We start from the raw sequence: 16,775 nt of genomic DNA, 5'->3' as shown, positions 1-16,775 counted from the left end.
CCCCGTGCCGCCGCCCGAGCCGACCGAGCACCCCGAGCCGCTCGAGCCGTCCGCCGTGCTGCCGCGCGCGTTCTTCGACCGCCCGGTGCTCGACGTGGCCGCCGACCTGCTGGGCCGCGTCCTGCAGCACCGGACGGTCGAGGGCGCGGTCGCCGTCCGCCTCACCGAGGTCGAGGCCTACGCCGGCGAGGACGACCCCGGCTCGCACGCCTTCCGCGGGCGCACGCCGCGCACGGCGGTGATGTTCGGCCCGCCCGGGCACGCCTACGTCTACCTCAGCTACGGCATGCACTGGTGCCTGAACCTCGTCTGCGGCCCCGCGGGCCGGGCGTCCGCGGTGCTCGTGCGCGCGGGGGAGGTCGTCGAGGGCCGCGCGCTGGCGCGGGCGCGGCGCCCCAGCGCGCGCACCGACCGCGACCTCGCCCGCGGCCCCGCCCGCCTGGCGGCGGCCCTCGGGGTCGACCGCGCGCTGGACGGCGCGGACCTGTGCGCTCCCGCGGCCGCGCTGCGCGTGCTGGCGGGCGCGGCCGTCCCGGGCGCCGCCGTGCGCACCGGTGCGCGCGTGGGCGTGGCCGGTCCCGGCGGGGACGCCGCCTCCTTCCCGTGGCGCTCCTGGCTCGACGGCGAGGCGACGGTCTCGGCCTACCGGGCCGCGGTGCCGCGTCGGCGCCCGCGCACCTGATCGGGCAGGCTGGTCGCCGCGCGGGCCGGCGGGCGGCCCGCCGGAGCGGAGGAGCACCGTGGCCGACATCCTGGAGGAGCTGCGCTGGCGGGGCCTGGTGGCGCACGCCACCGACGAGGCCGCGCTGGCCGCCGAGCTCGCCGCCGGGCCGGTCGCGTACTACGTGGGCTTCGACCCCACGGCGCCGAGCCTGCACGTCGGCCACCTGGTGCAGGTCCTCACCGCCCGCCGCCTGCAGGACGCCGGCCACCGCCCGCTCGCCCTCGTCGGCGGGGCCACGGGCCTGATCGGGGACCCGAAGGCCTCGGGGGAGCGGGCGATGAACAGCCCGGAGGTCGTGGCCGGGTGGACGCAGCGCCTGCGCCGCCAGATCGAGCCGTTCCTGGACTTCACCGGCCCGGCGGCCGCGCGGATGGTGGACAACCTGGAGTGGACGGCGCCGATGTCGGCGATCGAGCTGCTGCGCGACGTCGGCAGGCACTTCAGCGTCAACCGCATGCTCGACCGCGAGGCCGTCGCCGCGCGCCTGGCCGCGGGCGGCATCAGCTACACCGAGTTCAGCTACGTCCTCCTGCAGAGCAACGACTACCTGCAGCTGCACCGCCGGCACGGCTGCAGGCTGCAGCTGGGCGGCAGCGACCAGTGGGGCAACATCACCGCCGGCGCCGAGCTGATCCGCCGCGTCGACGCCGAGCGCGTGCACGCCCTGGCGACCCCGCTGCTGACCAAGGCGGACGGCACGAAGTTCGGCAAGACGGAGTCCGGAGCGGTGTGGCTGGACCCGGAGCTGACCAGCCCCTACGCCTTCTACCAGTTCTGGCTCGCCGCCGAGGACGAGCGCGTGGGCACCTACCTGCGGGCCCTGACCTTCCGCGGCCGCGAGGAGGTGGAGGCCCTCGAGGCCGAGGCGGCCGAGCGGCCCCAGGCCCGCGCCGCGCAGCGGGCGCTCGCCCGCGACGTCACGACCCTCGTCCACGGCGCCGAGGCCACGGCCCGCGCCGAGGCGGCCAGCGCCGCCCTGTTCGGCCGCGGGGACCTGCGCGCCCTCGACGCGCGGACCCTCGCCGACGCCGTGGCGGAGCTGCCCGTGGCCCGCGTCGGTGCGGGGGAGGCCCTGGAGGTGCCGCGCCTGCTGGCCGCGGCCGGGGTGGTCCCCAGCGTGTCGGCGGGGCGGCGGGCGGTGGCGGAGGGGGGCGCGTACGTGAACAACGACCGCGTGAGCGACGCCGACGCCCCGCTCGACGCCTCCGAGCTCCTCCAGGGGCGGTGGCTGGTCCTGCGGCGGGGACGGCGCACCCTGGGTGCGGTCGAGGTCGTCCCGTCCTGAGGGGTGCGCAGGGCCCGGCGCGGCCGGTCGCGGCCCGGCGCCGGGAGGAACACCGCGGCCCGGGAGGTGGTCGACCCACTCGTCACCGCACCGCCACCGGCAGGGCGCGGAGCGTGACACCCCGGTTTGACCCGGCGTCCGGGCTGGCGTAACGTACTCGTCGTTCGCACGGCAGGGAGGAACGGACACCACGAGGTGGCCGGTCCCCACGGAGCGGATCACCGACATGGAATGAACCGGCCTGAGGGGCCGTTAGCATCTGTGTCACCACATGAGCCATCGCGATCGGCTGGGAGGCCGTGGTCGGTGTGCGTCTGTTCCTTGAGAACTCAACAGCGTGTCACATGTCGATGCCATGGGTGTCGGTGCTTTGGTGCTCGGTTCCCTGGATGGGGCTGGGTGGGGAGTGTCGGGACTTTGTGTGGCATGGATCAGGTCTCTTCGGCCCGGGTGGGTCGGAGGGGCGTGTTTTCAGGCCAGATCGATCTCTGGTCCGCTTCGGTGGGCTGGTTCCAGTGTCCGGTCTCCGTGTCGTGCGGGGGCTGGTGCGGACATCAACGGAGAGTTTGATCCTGGCTCAGGACGAACGCTGGCGGCGTGCTTAACACATGCAAGTCGAACGGTGATCCTCCAGCTTGCTGGGGGTGATCAGTGGCGAACGGGTGAGTAACACGTGAGCAACCTGCCCCTGACTCTGGGATAACTCCGGGAAACCGGGGCTAATACCGGATACGACGCCACCGGGCATCCGGTGGTGTGGAAAGTCTTTTCGGTCGGGGATGGGCTCGCGGCCTATCAGCTTGTTGGTGGGGTGATGGCCTACCAAGGCGACGACGGGTAGCCGGCCTGAGAGGGCGACCGGCCACACTGGGACTGAGACACGGCCCAGACTCCTACGGGAGGCAGCAGTGGGGAATATTGCGCAATGGGCGGAAGCCTGACGCAGCGACGCCGCGTGAGGGATGAAGGCCTTCGGGTTGTAAACCTCTTTCAGCAGGGAAGAAGCGGAAGTGACGGTACCTGCAGAAGAAGCACCGGCTAACTACGTGCCAGCAGCCGCGGTAATACGTAGGGTGCAAGCGTTGTCCGGAATCATTGGGCGTAAAGAGCTCGTAGGCGGTCTGTCGCGTCTGCTGTGAAAACGCGGGGCTCAACCCCGCGCCTGCAGTGGGTACGGGCAGACTAGAGTGCAGTAGGGGAGACTGGAATTCCTGGTGTAGCGGTGGAATGCGCAGATATCAGGAGGAACACCGGTGGCGAAGGCGGGTCTCTGGGCTGTAACTGACGCTGAGGAGCGAAAGCGTGGGTAGCGAACAGGATTAGATACCCTGGTAGTCCACGCCGTAAACGTTGGGCGCTAGGTGTGGGGCTCATTCCACGAGCTCCGTGCCGCAGCAAACGCATTAAGCGCCCCGCCTGGGGAGTACGGCCGCAAGGCTAAAACTCAAAGGAATTGACGGGGCCCCGCACAAGCGGCGGAGCATGCGGATTAATTCGATGCAACGCGAAGAACCTTACCAAGGCTTGACATGCAGGGTAATCCGCCAGAGATGGCGGGTCCGCAAGGGATCCTGCACAGGTGGTGCATGGTTGTCGTCAGCTCGTGTCGTGAGATGTTGGGTTAAGTCCCGCAACGAGCGCAACCCTCGTCCTGTGTTGCCAGCGCGTGATGGCGGGGACTCATAGGAGACTGCCGGGGTCAACTCGGAGGAAGGTGGGGATGACGTCAAATCATCATGCCCCTTATGTCTTGGGCTTCACGCATGCTACAATGGCCAGTACAAAGGGCTGCGAGACCGTGAGGTGGAGCGAATCCCAAAAAGCTGGTCTCAGTTCGGATCGGGGTCTGCAACTCGACCCCGTGAAGTCGGAGTCGCTAGTAATCGCAGATCAGCAACGCTGCGGTGAATACGTTCCCGGGGCTTGTACACACCGCCCGTCACGTCACGAAAGTCGGTAACACCCGAAGCCGGTGGCCCAACCCCTCGTGGGAGGGAGCCGTCGAAGGTGGGACTGGCGATTGGGACGAAGTCGTAACAAGGTAGCCGTACCGGAAGGTGCGGCTGGATCACCTCCTTTCTAAGGAGCAGCTGGCGCGCATCCTGCGGGGTGGGCGTCCAGGCCCGCGTCCTCGGCGAGCGTTCGGGGAGCGGTGCTCACGGGTGGAACGTCGACATGGCGTCGCGGAGCTCTTCGTTGCGCGCTAGTACGACCCGGTGCCCGGCTTCGGCTGGGAGTGGGTGGGGAACGCGTGTGGTGGAGGGAGTCTGGGGCGTGGACACGCTGTTGGGTCCTGAGGGAACAGGTACTGCCTGCTCCTTCGGACCGGGCCTGCTGGCCATCCCGCCCCTGGTCGGGGTGGGTGGGAGCGGGTCTGGTGCGGGCCGTTGCACGGCTGGGTGAACCGCCCTCCTCGACCGCGGTGTGCGGTGGGGTGGGGTAGGCGCCAGCGCAGGTGCAGCGCGCCGCCCGTTGCTTGAGAACTGCACAGTGGACGCGAGCATCTTTAACGACTCCGCCTGCACGTCCTCTTCGTCTGCGCGTGCCGCAGCGGGAGGGGGTTCGGGTGGGGAAGCAGTGTGGTCAAGTTGATAAGGGCACACGGTGGATGCCTTGGCACCAGGAGCCGAAGAAGGACGTAGGAGCCTGCGATAAGCCTCGGGGAGTTGGCAACCGAACTGTGATCCGAGGATGTCCGAATGGGGGAACCCGGCTGGAGTCATGTCCAGTCACCCGCACCTGAACACATAGGGTGCGTGGAGGGCACGTGGGGAAGTGAAACATCTCAGTACCCACAGGAAGAGAAAGCAACAGCGATTCCGTGAGTAGTGGCGAGCGAAAGCGGAACAGGCCAAACCGGTCGCGTGGAACAGCTGGTAGGCGTTGCGCGGTCGGGGTTGAGGGACCTTTCAGTCCGAGCTGCCACTCGGGCGGGGAGTCAGAAAGCCGCGTCATAGTCGAAGGGTCTTGAAAGGCCCGGCACAGAGGGTGTCACCCCCGTAGACGAAATGGCGTGGCCTCCCGAGAGGGATCCCAAGTAGTACGGGGCCCGAGAAATCCCGTACGAATCTGGGGGGACCACCCCCTAAGCCTAAATACTCCCTGGTGACCGATAGCGGACGAGTACCGTGAGGGAAAGGTGAAAAGTACCCCGGGAGGGGAGTGAAATAGTACCTGAAACCGTGTGCCTACAATCCGTCGGAGCCTCCCTAGCAGGGGTGACGGCGTGCCTTTTGAAGAATGAGCCTGCGAGTTAGTGGTGCGTGGCGAGGTTAACCCGTGGGGGGAAGCCGTAGCGAAAGCGAGTCCGAACAGGGCGGTGTAGTCGCGTGCTCTAGACCCGAAGCGAAGTGATCTACCCATGGGCAGGTTGAAGCGCGGGTAAGACCGCGTGGAGGACCGAACCCACCAGGGTTGAAAACCTGGGGGATGACCTGTGGGTAGGGGTGAAAGGCCAATCAAACTTCGTGATAGCTGGTTCTCCCCGAAATGCATTTAGGTGCAGCGTCACGTGTTTCTTGCCGGAGGTAGAGCTACTGGATGGCCGATGGGCCCCACAAGGTTACTGACGTCAGCCAAACTCCGAATGCCGGTAAGTGAGAGCGTGGCAGTGAGACTGCGGGGGATAAGCTTCGTAGTCGAGAGGGAAACAGCCCAGACCACCAGCTAAGGCCCCTAAGCGTGTGCTAAGTGGGAAAGGATGTGGAGTTGCACAGACAACCAGGAGGTTGGCTTAGAAGCAGCCACCCTTGAAAGAGTGCGTAATAGCTCACTGGTCAAGTGATTCCGCGCCGACAATGTAGCGGGGCTCAAGCACACCGCCGAAGCTGTGGCATTCACACGGCGCCAGGCCTTCGTGGTCCAGGCGTGTGGATGGGTAGGGGAGCGTCGTGTGGGGAGTGAAGCGGCGGAGGGATCCAGCCGTGGACCCCACACGAGTGAGAATGCAGGCATGAGTAGCGAAAGACGGGTGAGAAACCCGTCCGCCGAATGACCAAGGGTTCCAGGGCCAGGCTAATCCGCCCTGGGTAAGTCGGGACCTAAGGCGAGGCCGACAGGCGTAGTCGATGGACAACGGGTTGATATTCCCGTACCGGCGAAGGACCGCCCATACCGAGCCCGGTGATGCTCAGCGCCCGAAGCTGGGTCTTCCTTCGGGAAGGTCTGGTGGAGCGCGCGACCCGATCCGGTAGTAGGTAAGCGCATTAACAGGGGTGACGCAGCAGGGTAGCCACCGCGTGGCGATGGTAGTCCACGTCCAAGGGTGTAGGGCGGGGTGTAGGCAAATCCGCATCCCATGCAGCCTGAGACCTGATGGTGACCGCGTATGCGGGAAGCAGGGTGATCCCATACTGCCGAGAAAAGCCTCGGCGCGAGGTTCGAGCCGCCCGTACCCCAAACCGACTCAGGTGGTCAGGTAGAGAATACCGAGGCGATCGAGAGAATCGTGGTTAAGGAACTCGGCAAAATGCCCCCGTAACTTCGGGAGAAGGGGGGCCCTAGGGCTGAAGCCTGCACAGGCTAGGTCCGACGGCCGCAGAGACCAGGGAGAAGCGACTGTTTACTAAAAACACAGGTCCGTGCGAAGTCGCAAGACGATGTATACGGACTGACGCCTGCCCGGTGCTGGAACGTTAAGGGGACGGGTCAGCTCTTCGGAGCGAAGCTCAGAACTTAAGCGCCAGTAAACGGCGGTGGTAACTATAACCATCCTAAGGTAGCGAAATTCCTTGTCGGGTAAGTTCCGACCTGCACGAATGGCGTAACGACTTCTCCGCTGTCTCAACCGCGAACTCGGCGAAATTGCACTACGAGTAAAGATGCTCGTTACGCGCAGCAGGACGGAAAGACCCCGGGACCTTCACTACAGCTTGGTATTGGTGTTCGGGACGGCTTGTGTAGGATAGGTGGGAGACTGTGAAGCCGGCACGCCAGTGTCGGTGGAGTCGCCGTTGAAATACCACTCTGGTCGTTCTGGACATCTAACCTCGGTCCGTGATCCGGACCAGGAACAGTGCCTGGTGGGTAGTTTAACTGGGGCGGTTGCCTCCTAAAAGGTAACGGAGGCGCTCAAAGGTTCCCTCATCCTGGTTGGCAATCAGGTGTCGAGTGTAAGTGCACAAGGGAGCTTGACTGCGAGACTGACGGGTCGAGCAGGGACGAAAGTCGGAACTAGTGATCCGGCCGTGGTTCGTGGAAACGCGGTCGCTCAACGGATAAAAGGTACCCCGGGGATAACAGGCTGATCTTGCCCAAGAGTCCATATCGACGGCATGGTTTGGCACCTCGATGTCGGCTCGTCGCATCCTGGGGCTGGAGTAGGTCCCAAGGGTTGGGCTGTTCGCCCATTAAAGCGGTACGCGAGCTGGGTTTAGAACGTCGTGAGACAGTTCGGTCCCTATCCGCTGCGCGCGTTGGAGACTTGAGAAGGGCTGTCCCTAGTACGAGAGGACCGGGACGGACGAACCTCTGGTGTGCCAGTTGTTCCGCCAGGAGCACGGCTGGTTGGCTACGTTCGGAAGGGATAACCGCTGAAAGCATCTAAGCGGGAAGCCTGCTTCGAGATGAGGTCTCCGTGGGGTTCGACCCCGAGAGGCTCCCAGAAGACGACTGGGTTGATAGGCCGGATGTGTACGGGCAGTGATGCCTGAGCTGACCGGTACTAATAAGCCGATGACTTGTCACACACTGCGTGCGGAACGGGTGTGTCGCGTCCACTGTGCGGTTCCCGAGGAACGGTCGGCCCTCGTCTGTCACCAGCCTGTCACCGGGTGAGTGGTGGTGGGTGGGGTGTCCGGTTCAACTCGAGAGTGTTTCGGCGGTCATAGCGGTGGGGAAACGCCCGGTCCCATTCCGAACCCGGAAGCTAAGCCCACCAGCGCCGATGGTACTGCGTGGGAAGCTGCGTGGGAGAGTAGGTCACCGCCGGACCCGATCTAGGATGTGGGCCATTCCTGGTCCCCTCACCGCTGAAGAGTGGTGAGGGGCCGGGGGTGGCCCACACCCATACCCCCACCACCCCACCGCCCCCACACCCGGCCAGCACCCGGCCAGCACCCAGCCAGCGGCAGCAGTCCCGCGGAGGACGACCACACACGGCGGCAGTCAGCCGGCCAGCCGGAACCACACCGCCTTCCCCTGCGCCTGGCGCGGCACGCGAGCGAGCACCTGGTCCACCGGTCCCGCGGAGGCGGCCTGCCCGTCATCGGGCGCCTGCGGAAGGCCCGCCTCGTGCACGCCCCAGGCGTCGCTGATGAGCTCCACCAGCGCCATGCCCCGCCCTCCCTCGTCGAGCGGGCCGGCGGAGCGGCTGACCGGCCAGGAGGGGCTGCTGTCTCTGACGGTCACCGCGATGCCCTGCGGTCCCTCGCAGTCCACCTCCATCGTGACCAGGGACCCGCCGTGGACCACGGCGTTGGTCACCAGCTCGGAGACGAGCAGCTCGACCTCGTCCCGCGCCTCGCGCGAGTGCTTCTCGCACATCGCGGTCCGCACGAAGGCCCGCGCCAGCAGGGGGGCCTTCGCGTCCTTGGGCAGCCTCAGTCGCACGGGCGCTCGTCCACGACCACCGGATCTCCTCGCTGTGTCCCGGCCCCAGCTCTCCTCGGTGCGTTCCCGAGCGGTGGAGCCTCCCGTCCGTTGCTGTGGCGTGTTGTTCCCCTACGCAGCGTGGTTGAACCCGTGATCGCGTCCTCGGCCTGGGCGGCCTCCTCGGCGGTCCGCGGCTGTGCGGTGACCATCCCGCTCGCAGACTCCTGCGCCACCGGTCGCGCCTCACCGCATCTGCTCTCCCGCTGACCCCGGTCGGAGCCCGCCGTCCTCAGGGCACTCGCCGTGGTTCGTGGGCGCCCGAGGGCGCTGGCATCCACGACTCTGTCGCTAGATTGATAACTGTTACCGTTAGCATGCTGCCCTGAGGGACCGGGACGATGGCGCGGAAGGCGGGTGCGACGGGTGCGACGACGGACGGGGCAGGGCGGAGCAGGAGCGACGGGCGCCGCCCTCGCGCTGGTGGCAGCGCTGACGGCCTGCACCGCGGGCGGGACCGGCGGGGACGGGACGGGAACGAGCGGCGCCGCCGGGGCCGGAGAGCTCTCCGCCGTCGGCCCGTTCGAGGTGCACAGCCTCGACCCGTCGACCAGCGGCGGCTTCTTCACCCGGCTCGAGGTCGCCGAGACGCTGGTCGACGCGGACGAGCGCGGGGACCTGCGAGCGGGACTGGCGACGGCGTGGGAGCCGGCGCCGGACGGGCTCTCGTGGACGTTCCGGCTGCGCGAGGGCGCCCGCTTCCACGACGGCACGCCGGTCACGGCCGAGGCGGTCGCGGCCTGCCTGGACGTCGCCCGCGAGAAGGCCGGGACGCCGCTGACCGAGGTGCCGGTCGCGACGGTGCGCGCCGAGGGCGGGAGCGTCGTGGTCGAGCTGTCCGAGCCGTTCGCGCCGCTGCCCGCGGTGCTGGCCCACACCAGCGCCCAGGTCCTGGCGCCCTCCGCCTACGGGCCCGACGGAGCCGTGCGGGAGGTCGTCGGTTCCGGGCCGTACCGGGTGGCGGACCTGCAGCAGCCGTCGCGCATCGACGTCGTCGCCTTCGACGGCTGGGACGGGCGGCCGCCGGCGGTCGAGGCGATCAGCTACCAGGCCGTCGGACGGGCGGAGAGCCGGGCGCTGATGGCCGAGAGCGGCCAGGCCGACGTCACCTTCGGCATGGACCCGGTGAGCCTGGCGCGCGTCCGGGACGCGGACGGCCTCGACGTCGAGTCCGTCACCCTGCCCCGCACGATCCAGGTCAAGGTGGACGGGGACCACCCCGTCCTCGGCGACGTGCGGGTGCGGCGGGCGCTGAGCCTGGCCCTGGACCGCGAGGCGATGGCCCGGGCGCTGCTGCGCGACCCCGAGATGGCCGCGACCCAGCTGTTCCCGCCGTCCCTGCAGCAGTGGCACTCGGACGCCGTCGCGCCGCTCCGGCACGACCCCGCAGCGGCCCGCGCCCTGCTCGCGCAGGCGGGCTGGACGCCGGGCGAGGACGGCGTCCTGCAGCGCGACGGTCAGCGGCTGGAGCTGGAGCTGCGCACCTTCCCCGACCGGCCCGAGCTGCCGGTCATCGCCACCGCGGTGCAGTCGGCGCTGGAGGAGGTCGGGATCGCCCTGGCCGTGCAGGTGGGCAGCTCCAGCGAGATCCCGGCCGGGCACCAGGACGGCTCCCTCGAGCTCGGCCTGTACGCGCGCAGCTTCGCGCTCGTGCCGGACCCCCTGGTCACGCTGCTGGAGGACTTCGGCCCCACCGGAGCCGGCTTCGGCGCGATGGGCTGGTCGGACCGCAGGGTCACCGCGGCGCTGGACGAGCTCGCCGCCGGAGCGCAGGGCGAGCGCGCGGCGGCGCTGCGCACCGAGGTCGCCGACGTCCTGCAGGAGCAGCTGCCGGTCATCCCCGTCGCCTGGTACCGGCAGAACGCGGTGGTCAGCGACCGCGTCGACGGCCTGGTCCTGGACCCGCTGGAGCGCAGCTGGCGGCTCAGCGACGTCCGGTGGGCGTCGTGAGCGGCGCGGCGCGGGTGCTCGCGCAGCGGGCCGCGCAGGGCGTCGCCGTCGCGCTGGCGGTCGCGGTGGCCTGCTTCGCGATCGTGCAGGGCCTGCCCGGCGACGTCGCCTTCCGCATCGCCGCGGGCCGCTACGGCTACGACCAGGTCAGCGCGGCGAGCGCCGAGGCCGTGCGCGCCGAGCTGGGCCTGGACCGGCCCGCCTGGCAGCAGCTGCTCGCCTGGCTCGGCGACCTCGCCCGCTTCGACCTGGGCACCTCGCTCGTCACCGGGGCGGGCGTCTGGCACGAGCTGTCCCTGGCGCTGGCCAGCACGGCGCACCTGGCGGCGGTGGCCCTGGCGACGGCGTTCGGCGCCGGCACCGTCCTCGGCGCGCTCGCGGCCCTGCGCCCCGGCGGTGCCCTGGACCGCCTGACGTCGCTGTGGGTGGCCGGGGCCCGGGCGCTGCCGCCGTTCCTGCTCGGGCTGGTCCTCGTGCTCGTCCTCGCGGTGCACCTCGGCGTCCTGCCCGTCGGGGGGCACGCGGAGCGCAGCAGCGTCGTGCTGCCGGCGCTGACGCTCGCCGTCGGCCTGTCGGGCCTGTTCGCCCGGATCGCGCGGGACGCCGTCGGGCAGGTGATGGCGAGCGAGCACGTCCGCTTCGCCGAGACCAAGGGGCTGCGGCCCCGTGCGGTGCTCGTGCGCCACGTGGCCCGCAACACCGGGGTGACGCTGGTCGCCTACCTCGGTGCCCAGGCGCTGGTGCTCGTCGAGGGCGTGGTCGTCGTGGAGAGCCTGTTCGCGTGGCCGGGCCTGGGGCACGCCCTGGTGCACGCGGTCTTCTGGCGCGACGTGCCGGTGCTGCAGGCGACCGCGCTCGCGCTCGCGCTGCTCGTCGTGGCGATCGACGCCGTGGTCGACCTGGCGACGCTCGCGCTCGACCCGCGACCGCGCGCCCGGGCCGGCATCGCGTGATGGGCCGCCGGACCCCCCCGCTGGTCCGGGCGCTGCCCCGGGCCGTGTCGCTGCGCCGGGCCGTGTCGCTGCCCCGGGCCACCGGGAGCCAGGTGCTCGCGGCGGCGGTGCTCGCCGGGCTCGTCCTGCTCGCGCTGCTCGGCCCCCTGGTGTGGCGCGACCCGACCGCGCAGGACCTCGCCCGCTCCCTGGAGGCACCGACCCTCGCCGAGCCCCTCGGGCGCGACCACCTCGGCCGCAGCGTGGCCGCGCGCCTGGTGTCCGCGACGCGCCTGTCCCTCTCCCTGGCCCTGCTCGCCGTGGCGGTCGCGGCGCTGCTCGGCGCCGGCGCCGGCGTGCTGGCCGCGTGGCGGCGCGGGGTCGTCGACGCGGCGCTGCGCGGGATCTCGGAGGTGCTCGTCGCGCTCCCGCTCCTGCTCGTCGTCCTGATCGCCTCAGCCGCCGCCGGGGGGAGCCTGTGGGCGCTGTTCGGCGGGCTCGCCCTGGCGCAGTGGGTGGAGTACTTCCGCGTCGTGCGGGCCCGCTCGGGAGCGGTGCTCGCCAGCCCGGCGGTGCAGGCGGCCGGGCTGCTGCGCCTCGGCCCCGCTCACGTCGTGCGCCGGCACCTGTGGCCGGACCTGCGCCCGGTGCTGGCCGCGATGGCCGCGTTCGGCGTCGGGACCTCGGTGCTCGCGCTGTCCACGCTCGGCTTCGTCGGCGTCGGTGCGCCACCGCCGACGCCCGAGCTCGGGCTGATGGTCACGGAGGCCTTCCCGTTCTGGTCCGAGGCGCCGTGGACGGCGCTGGCGCCCGTGCTCGTGCTGGCCGCCGTGCTGGTCGGGCTGCTCGGTCTGCGCGGGGACGTCCCGTGAGCGTGCACGTGCACGAGGTCCTGGTGCGCTCGCAGGGCCGCGTGCTCGCCGAGGTCGCCGACGTGCGCCTCGAGCCGGGGCGAGCGACGACGATCGTGGGGGAGAGCGGCTCGGGCAAGTCCCTGTTCGCCCACGCGGTCATGGGCACCCTCCCCCCGGAGCTGGCGGTCACCGGGCGCGCCGCCTTCGACGGCGCCGCCCACGACCTCGCCGACGCGGCGCGGCGGCGCCGGCTGTGGGGGCGCGAGCTGGCCCTGCTGCCGCAGGAGCCGGTCCTGGCCCTTGACCCCACGATGCGGGTGGGGTCGCAGGTGGCCGAGGGGGCCAGGGTGGTGCTGCGGGACCGTCGCACCGCGCGCGGACGCGCCCGCGATGCGCTCGCCGCGGTGGGCCTCGCCCGCGAGGAGCGGGCCTTCCCGCACACCCTGTCCGGCGGCATGGCCCAGCGGGTCGCCTTCGCCGCCGCCACCGCCGGCGGCGCCCGCGTGCTCCTCGCCGATGAGCCGTCCAAGGGCCTCGACGAGCTCGCCCGGGCGGACCTGCTCGCCCTGCTGCGCCGGCACGTCGAGCGCGGCGGCGCGCTGCTGACCATCACCCACGACCTGGACCTGGCGCGCGGCCTCGGCGGGGAGGTCCTCGTGATGCGCGACGCCGCCGTCGTCGAGCGCGGGGAGGCCTCCTCGGTGCTCGAGCGCCCGGAGCACCCCTGGACGAGGCGGCTGCTGGCCGCCGAGCCCGCCCGCTGGGCACCGGCCGACCGCAGCGCGGACGGCCGGAGCGCGGGGGAGGGCCGGGTGCTGGTGGCGGCGTCCGGGCTGACCGCGGCGCACGGCGACGAGGTCCTGTTCACCGACCTGGCGCTGCAGGTGCGCGCCGGGGAGCGGGTGGCGCTGACCGGTCCCAGCGGCTCGGGCAAGACGACGCTGGGCGACGTCCTGCTGCGCCTGCGGCGTCCGGACGCCGGAGGGGTGCACCACGACCCGGTGCTGGGCGGCGGGCGGGCGCAGAAGCTCTACCAGGACCCGGCGCTCGCCTTTCCTCCGCGGGTCGCGCTGCGGCACGCCCTCGGCGACGTCGTGCGCCGCCACCGGGTCGACCCCGCGCGCGTGGAGCAGCTGCTCGCCGCGCTGCGGCTGTCCGCGGCCCTGCTGGAGCGCCGCCCCGGCCAGGTCTCCGGCGGCGAGCTGCAGCGCCTGGCGGTCGTGCGCGCGGTGCTGCCGGACCCGGCGCTCGTCGTCGCCGACGAGCCGACCTCCCGCCTGGACCTGATCACCCAGGAGGAGACCGTCCGCTGCCTGCTCGAGCAGCTCGACCGCCACGACTGCGCCCTCGTCCTCATCACCCACGACGACGCGCTGGCGACCACCGTGACCCAGCGCCGGGTCCGGCTGCCGCAGGCGCAGCAGGCCGTCGCGGTGCGGTGAGCGGTGAGCGGCCCGGCGGGCCGGTGCTCCCGGGCCCCGTGCCGCGAACGTCCCGGTGCGGCGCTGGTGCGACGTCGATCCCGCTACAGGGTTTCGCGACACGCCTGCGTGCTCGGCGGGTCCGCCGCTGGCGCGGTCCCCGACCGTGTCGCGACGACGTCCGTCTCTGCGACAGCGTGCCTCGACGGCGCCGCGGCCGGGTGCTGCCGGTCCGGGTCCCGGCGCTGCCGGCCCGGGCCCGAGGTCAGCACCACCAGGCTGGCGAGCAGGACCGCCATCCCCGCCCAGCCCAGGGCCGGCAGCCGTTCGTGCAGGACCAGGACGGCGATGACCGCGGCCACGGCGGGCTCGAGCAGGGACAGGGAGGTGGCGGTGCTCGCGGGGACGGTGGCCAGGCCCCGGCCGAACAGCACGTAGCCGAGGAACATCGGCACGACGGCCAGGTAGGCCACGACCGCGAGGTTCGACCAGGACGCGACGACGGGAGCGCCGGTGAGCAGCAGCACCGGCAGCAGCAGGACGCCGCCGGACCCGAAGACCGCGCCCATGACCGGGCGGGAGGGCAGTCCGCGGCGCATCATCCGCGCGGCGGCCCAGGAGTACAGCGCGTAGGTGGCTCCGGCCAGCAGACCGAGCGCGATGCCCAGCACCGGCCGCGCGCCGGGAGCGCCAGGAGCGCCGGTCACCGCCTCCTGGCCGGCACGGGCGATCGCCAGCGCCAGGACGCCGAGCACGCCGGCAGCGGCGCCGAGCGCCCAGCGGCGCGACAGCGGCCTGCGGTCGACGACGCGCTCGACGAGGGCGGCCGCCACCGGCGCCGAGCCGATGGACACGACCGTGCCGACCGCGACCCCGGCCAGGCGCATCGAGGAGTAGAAGGCCAGCGGGTACACCGCCACCGCGGCGGCGGCCACCGCCAGCGTGCGCCGCTGCGCCGACAGGCCGGCGCGGTGGGCGCGCACCGCGCCGAGCGCGACCGCCGCCTGCAGCAGGCCGCCGACGCCCATCGCCGCCGCCCCGACCGCGAGCGAGCCGACACCGGGTGCCAGCACCGCCGCGGTGCCCGTCGTTCCCCACAGCACGGCCGCGGCCAGCACGCACCCGCTGCCGAACGCCGCGCCGTGGCCCGCGCCGTGCCTCGTGCTGCGCCTCACGCTGCGTCCCCGGCGGCGGCGTCCACCAGCCGCAGGGCCAGCTCGCGGACGCGGACCGGCCGCCGCGCTTCGCCGGCCTGCACGGTCGGACACCGGGATCCTCCTCGACGCACTGGGTGGACCAGTCTGCCCACTGGACGCCCGTCCGCGACGCGCGGCCCGGGTGCGGGGCTGTCGGACGCTCCTGGCACGGTCAGCGGCCATGGCGACACCCACGGGGCGACCGACGGGGCGACTCAGCGGGCACCTGCTCGGCTACGCGCGCGCCTCCACCGCGGAGCAGAACCTGGACCTGCAGACCGACGAGCTGGCCGCGGCCGGGTGCTGGCGCACCTGGAGCGAGTGCGCCAGCGGTTCCCTGCAGCACCGCCCGGCGCTGGAGCAGGTGCTGGAGGCGCTGCGTCCGGGGGACACCCTGGTGGTCTGGCGCCTGGACCGCCTCGGCCGCTCCCTGCGCCACCTGATCGAGGTGGTCACCGAGCTCGAGGCCCGCGGGGTGGGGTTCCGCTCCCTGCGCGAGTCCATCGACACCACCACGCCCGGTGGCCGGTTGGTCTTCCACCTCTTCGGCGCCCTGGCCCAGTTCGAGCGCGAGGTCATCCGGGATCGCACCCTGGCCGGCCTGGCGGCCGCCCGCGCTCGCGGCCGCACGGGTGGGCGCCCGGCCAAGCTCACCGGCGCCCAGCGGGCCGTGGCCCGGCGCCTGTACGAGGAGCGGGAGCACACCGTCGCCGAGATCGGGGCGCTGCTGGGGGTCTCGCGCAGCACCGTCTACCGCTCCCTCGGCCGTGACAGCGCCGGGACGGCTGCACCCGCGCCGTCCCGGGCCGCGCCGGTGGACGGTGCCCGTCCCGTCCGCTCGGGCGGTCGGCGGGCCCGCTGGTGAGCCCGCCGGACGCCGACCCGGGCGGACCTGCCGGCGGACCTGCGGGCGGGGCCGCCGACGGAGCGGCGGACCGGCCGCCGGAGCAGCGGCTGGTCACCGTGCTGCTCACCCTGGCGGTGCCGGCCGCGGCCGATCCCGAGGACGCCGCGGCCCTGGCCGCCGACGCCGCAGCCGCTACCGCCCTGCACGTGGTGCACGCCACCGGCGTCGAGGGGCACCTGCCCGCGCCCGGGGCCACCGTGGTGCGCGCCGGGCGCGCCCAGCCGTGGACCGTCGTCGCGCTCACCGCCCGGAGCGCCCGCCTGCGCGACCTCGCCGGTGACGTGGTCGAGGTCCCCCGCACCAGCGTGCTGCCGGACCCCCTGGCGCGTTGACCCCCGTCCGGACGCGCGGGGCGGTGCCCGGGCCGCGTCCGCGTGCCCGAAGGCCCGCGCAGTCCTGGAACACCGTGGATCGTCGAGTCCTGGCTGCGCCACGTGCGGGAGATCGGGTTCGACGAGGTGGTCCAGCGCGGCGAGCGGGCGGTGCAGGGGCTGCCCGCCGACCTGGTCTACGCCGGCTCCTCCCTCGGCGTGCTGCCGGCCCAGGAGCTGGCGCAGACCCGGCCCGGAGCGCGGGTGGCGTTCCTGCTCCACTCCTGCGTCCCGGCGTCGGCGTTCGGCCCGGCCTGGCCTGCGGGAGTGCCGGTGCAGGTGCACGCGATGGAGGCGGACCCGTTCTTCGTCGACGAGGGCGACCTCGAGGCCGCCCGCGCGCTCGTCGAGGAGGCCGAGGGCGCGCAGCTGTTCCTCTACCCCGGCGACCAGCACCTCTTCGCCGACCGCTCGCTGCCGTCGTACGAGCCGGCCGCCGCGTCGCTGCTCACCCGGCGGGTGCTCGACGCCCTCGACTTCCTCGACGCCCGGCCGGCGCCCGCTGAGGAGCGGCCGGCGTCCCGCGACCCTCGCCGCTTGACCACCG

General features: G+C 71.8%; 10 protein-coding genes, 3 rRNA genes and 1 pseudogene. 12 read left to right on the top strand and 2 right to left on the bottom strand.

What is annotated here, in order from left to right; all coding sequences use genetic code 11:
- Positions 1-4 precede the first annotated feature (4 nt).
- The 5 genes from BLS82_RS09990 (at position 5) to rrf (ending at position 7,940) form a co-directional block, all read left to right on the top strand.
- Positions 5-682: a DNA-3-methyladenine glycosylase gene (locus BLS82_RS09990; protein ID WP_255378252.1), complete on the top strand. Its 678-nt coding sequence runs from the start codon at positions 5-7 to the stop codon at positions 680-682.
- 58 nt (positions 683-740) lie between these two features.
- Positions 741-2,009, top strand: coding sequence for a tyrosine--tRNA ligase (gene tyrS, locus BLS82_RS09985; RefSeq protein ID WP_092864645.1), 1,269 nt, complete (start codon positions 741-743; stop codon positions 2,007-2,009).
- A gap of 554 nt (positions 2,010-2,563) precedes the next feature.
- A 16S ribosomal RNA gene (locus BLS82_RS09980) occupies positions 2,564-4,088 on the top strand.
- Between the two features lie 502 nt (positions 4,089-4,590).
- Positions 4,591-7,695, top strand: a 23S ribosomal RNA gene (locus tag BLS82_RS09975).
- Between the two features lie 128 nt (positions 7,696-7,823).
- Positions 7,824-7,940: ribosomal RNA gene (gene rrf / locus BLS82_RS09970) — 5S ribosomal RNA — on the top strand.
- The 16S, 23S and 5S rRNA genes sit together here, the layout of an rRNA operon.
- A 174-nt stretch (positions 7,941-8,114) precedes the next feature.
- Here rrf and BLS82_RS09965 read toward each other — a convergent pair.
- Positions 8,115-8,558, bottom strand: a complete 444-nt coding sequence (locus BLS82_RS09965) for an ATP-binding protein (protein ID WP_092864643.1) — start codon at positions 8,556-8,558, stop codon at positions 8,115-8,117.
- A gap of 462 nt (positions 8,559-9,020) precedes the next feature.
- Between BLS82_RS09965 and BLS82_RS16085 the strand changes: the two genes are divergently transcribed.
- From BLS82_RS16085 to BLS82_RS09950, 4 genes are read left to right on the top strand one after another with little or no spacing between them, the layout of a single operon-like run.
- Positions 9,021-10,547 (top strand): ABC transporter substrate-binding protein, encoded by a 1,527-nt coding sequence (locus BLS82_RS16085; RefSeq protein ID WP_218123772.1) that lies wholly within the window; start codon positions 9,021-9,023, stop codon positions 10,545-10,547.
- The gene (locus BLS82_RS16080) at positions 10,544-11,500 is read left to right on the top strand and encodes an ABC transporter permease (protein WP_218123771.1); all 957 of its coding nucleotides are present in this window, start codon (positions 10,544-10,546) and stop codon (positions 11,498-11,500) included. The genes BLS82_RS16085 and BLS82_RS16080 overlap by 4 nt, the downstream gene beginning before the upstream one ends.
- Complete coding sequence (locus BLS82_RS09955; RefSeq protein WP_092864640.1) at positions 11,500-12,351, top strand: ABC transporter permease; 852 nt, start codon at positions 11,500-11,502, stop codon at positions 12,349-12,351. The genes BLS82_RS16080 and BLS82_RS09955 overlap by 1 nt, the downstream gene beginning before the upstream one ends.
- Positions 12,348-13,775: an ABC transporter ATP-binding protein gene (locus tag BLS82_RS09950; protein ID WP_176819022.1), complete on the top strand. Its 1,428-nt coding sequence runs from the start codon at positions 12,348-12,350 to the stop codon at positions 13,773-13,775. The genes BLS82_RS09955 and BLS82_RS09950 overlap by 4 nt, the downstream gene beginning before the upstream one ends.
- A gap of 83 nt (positions 13,776-13,858) precedes the next feature.
- Here BLS82_RS09950 and BLS82_RS09945 read toward each other — a convergent pair whose 3' ends face one another.
- A complete protein-coding gene (locus BLS82_RS09945) occupies positions 13,859-14,929 on the bottom strand; it encodes a DMT family transporter (RefSeq protein ID WP_218123770.1) in 1,071 nt (356 codons plus the stop codon).
- Positions 14,930-15,131: 202 nt separating this feature from the next.
- Between BLS82_RS09945 and BLS82_RS09940 the strand changes: the two genes are divergently transcribed.
- From BLS82_RS09940 to BLS82_RS16775, 3 genes and pseudogenes are all read left to right on the top strand, one after another.
- Positions 15,132-15,815: a recombinase family protein gene (locus BLS82_RS09940; RefSeq protein ID WP_092864634.1), complete on the top strand. Its 684-nt coding sequence runs from the start codon at positions 15,132-15,134 to the stop codon at positions 15,813-15,815.
- Entirely contained in the window at positions 15,812-16,189 is a 378-nt protein-coding gene (locus BLS82_RS09935; protein WP_092864631.1) for a hypothetical protein, read from the top strand. Before BLS82_RS09940 ends, BLS82_RS09935 begins: the two co-directional genes overlap by 4 nt.
- 42 nt (positions 16,190-16,231) lie before the next feature.
- Positions 16,232-16,702, top strand: a pseudogene (locus tag BLS82_RS16775) (dienelactone hydrolase family protein); the annotation flags it as partial.
- Positions 16,703-16,775: the final 73 nt, after the last annotated feature.

Source organism: Quadrisphaera sp. DSM 44207, assembly GCF_900101335.1.
GTDB lineage: Bacteria > Actinomycetota > Actinomycetes > Actinomycetales > Quadrisphaeraceae > DSM-44207.
This window is presented reverse-complemented; position numbering and strand designations above follow the sequence as displayed.

Excerpts from the sequence above, each read along its gene's own strand:
- BLS82_RS09955 (WP_092864640.1), top strand. The coding sequence starts at position 11,500 with ATGGGCCGCCGGACCCCCCCGCTGGTCCGGGCGCTGCCCCGGGCCGTG.
- BLS82_RS09940 (WP_092864634.1), top strand. The coding sequence starts at position 15,132 with ATGGCGACACCCACGGGGCGACCGACGGGGCGACTCAGCGGGCACCTG.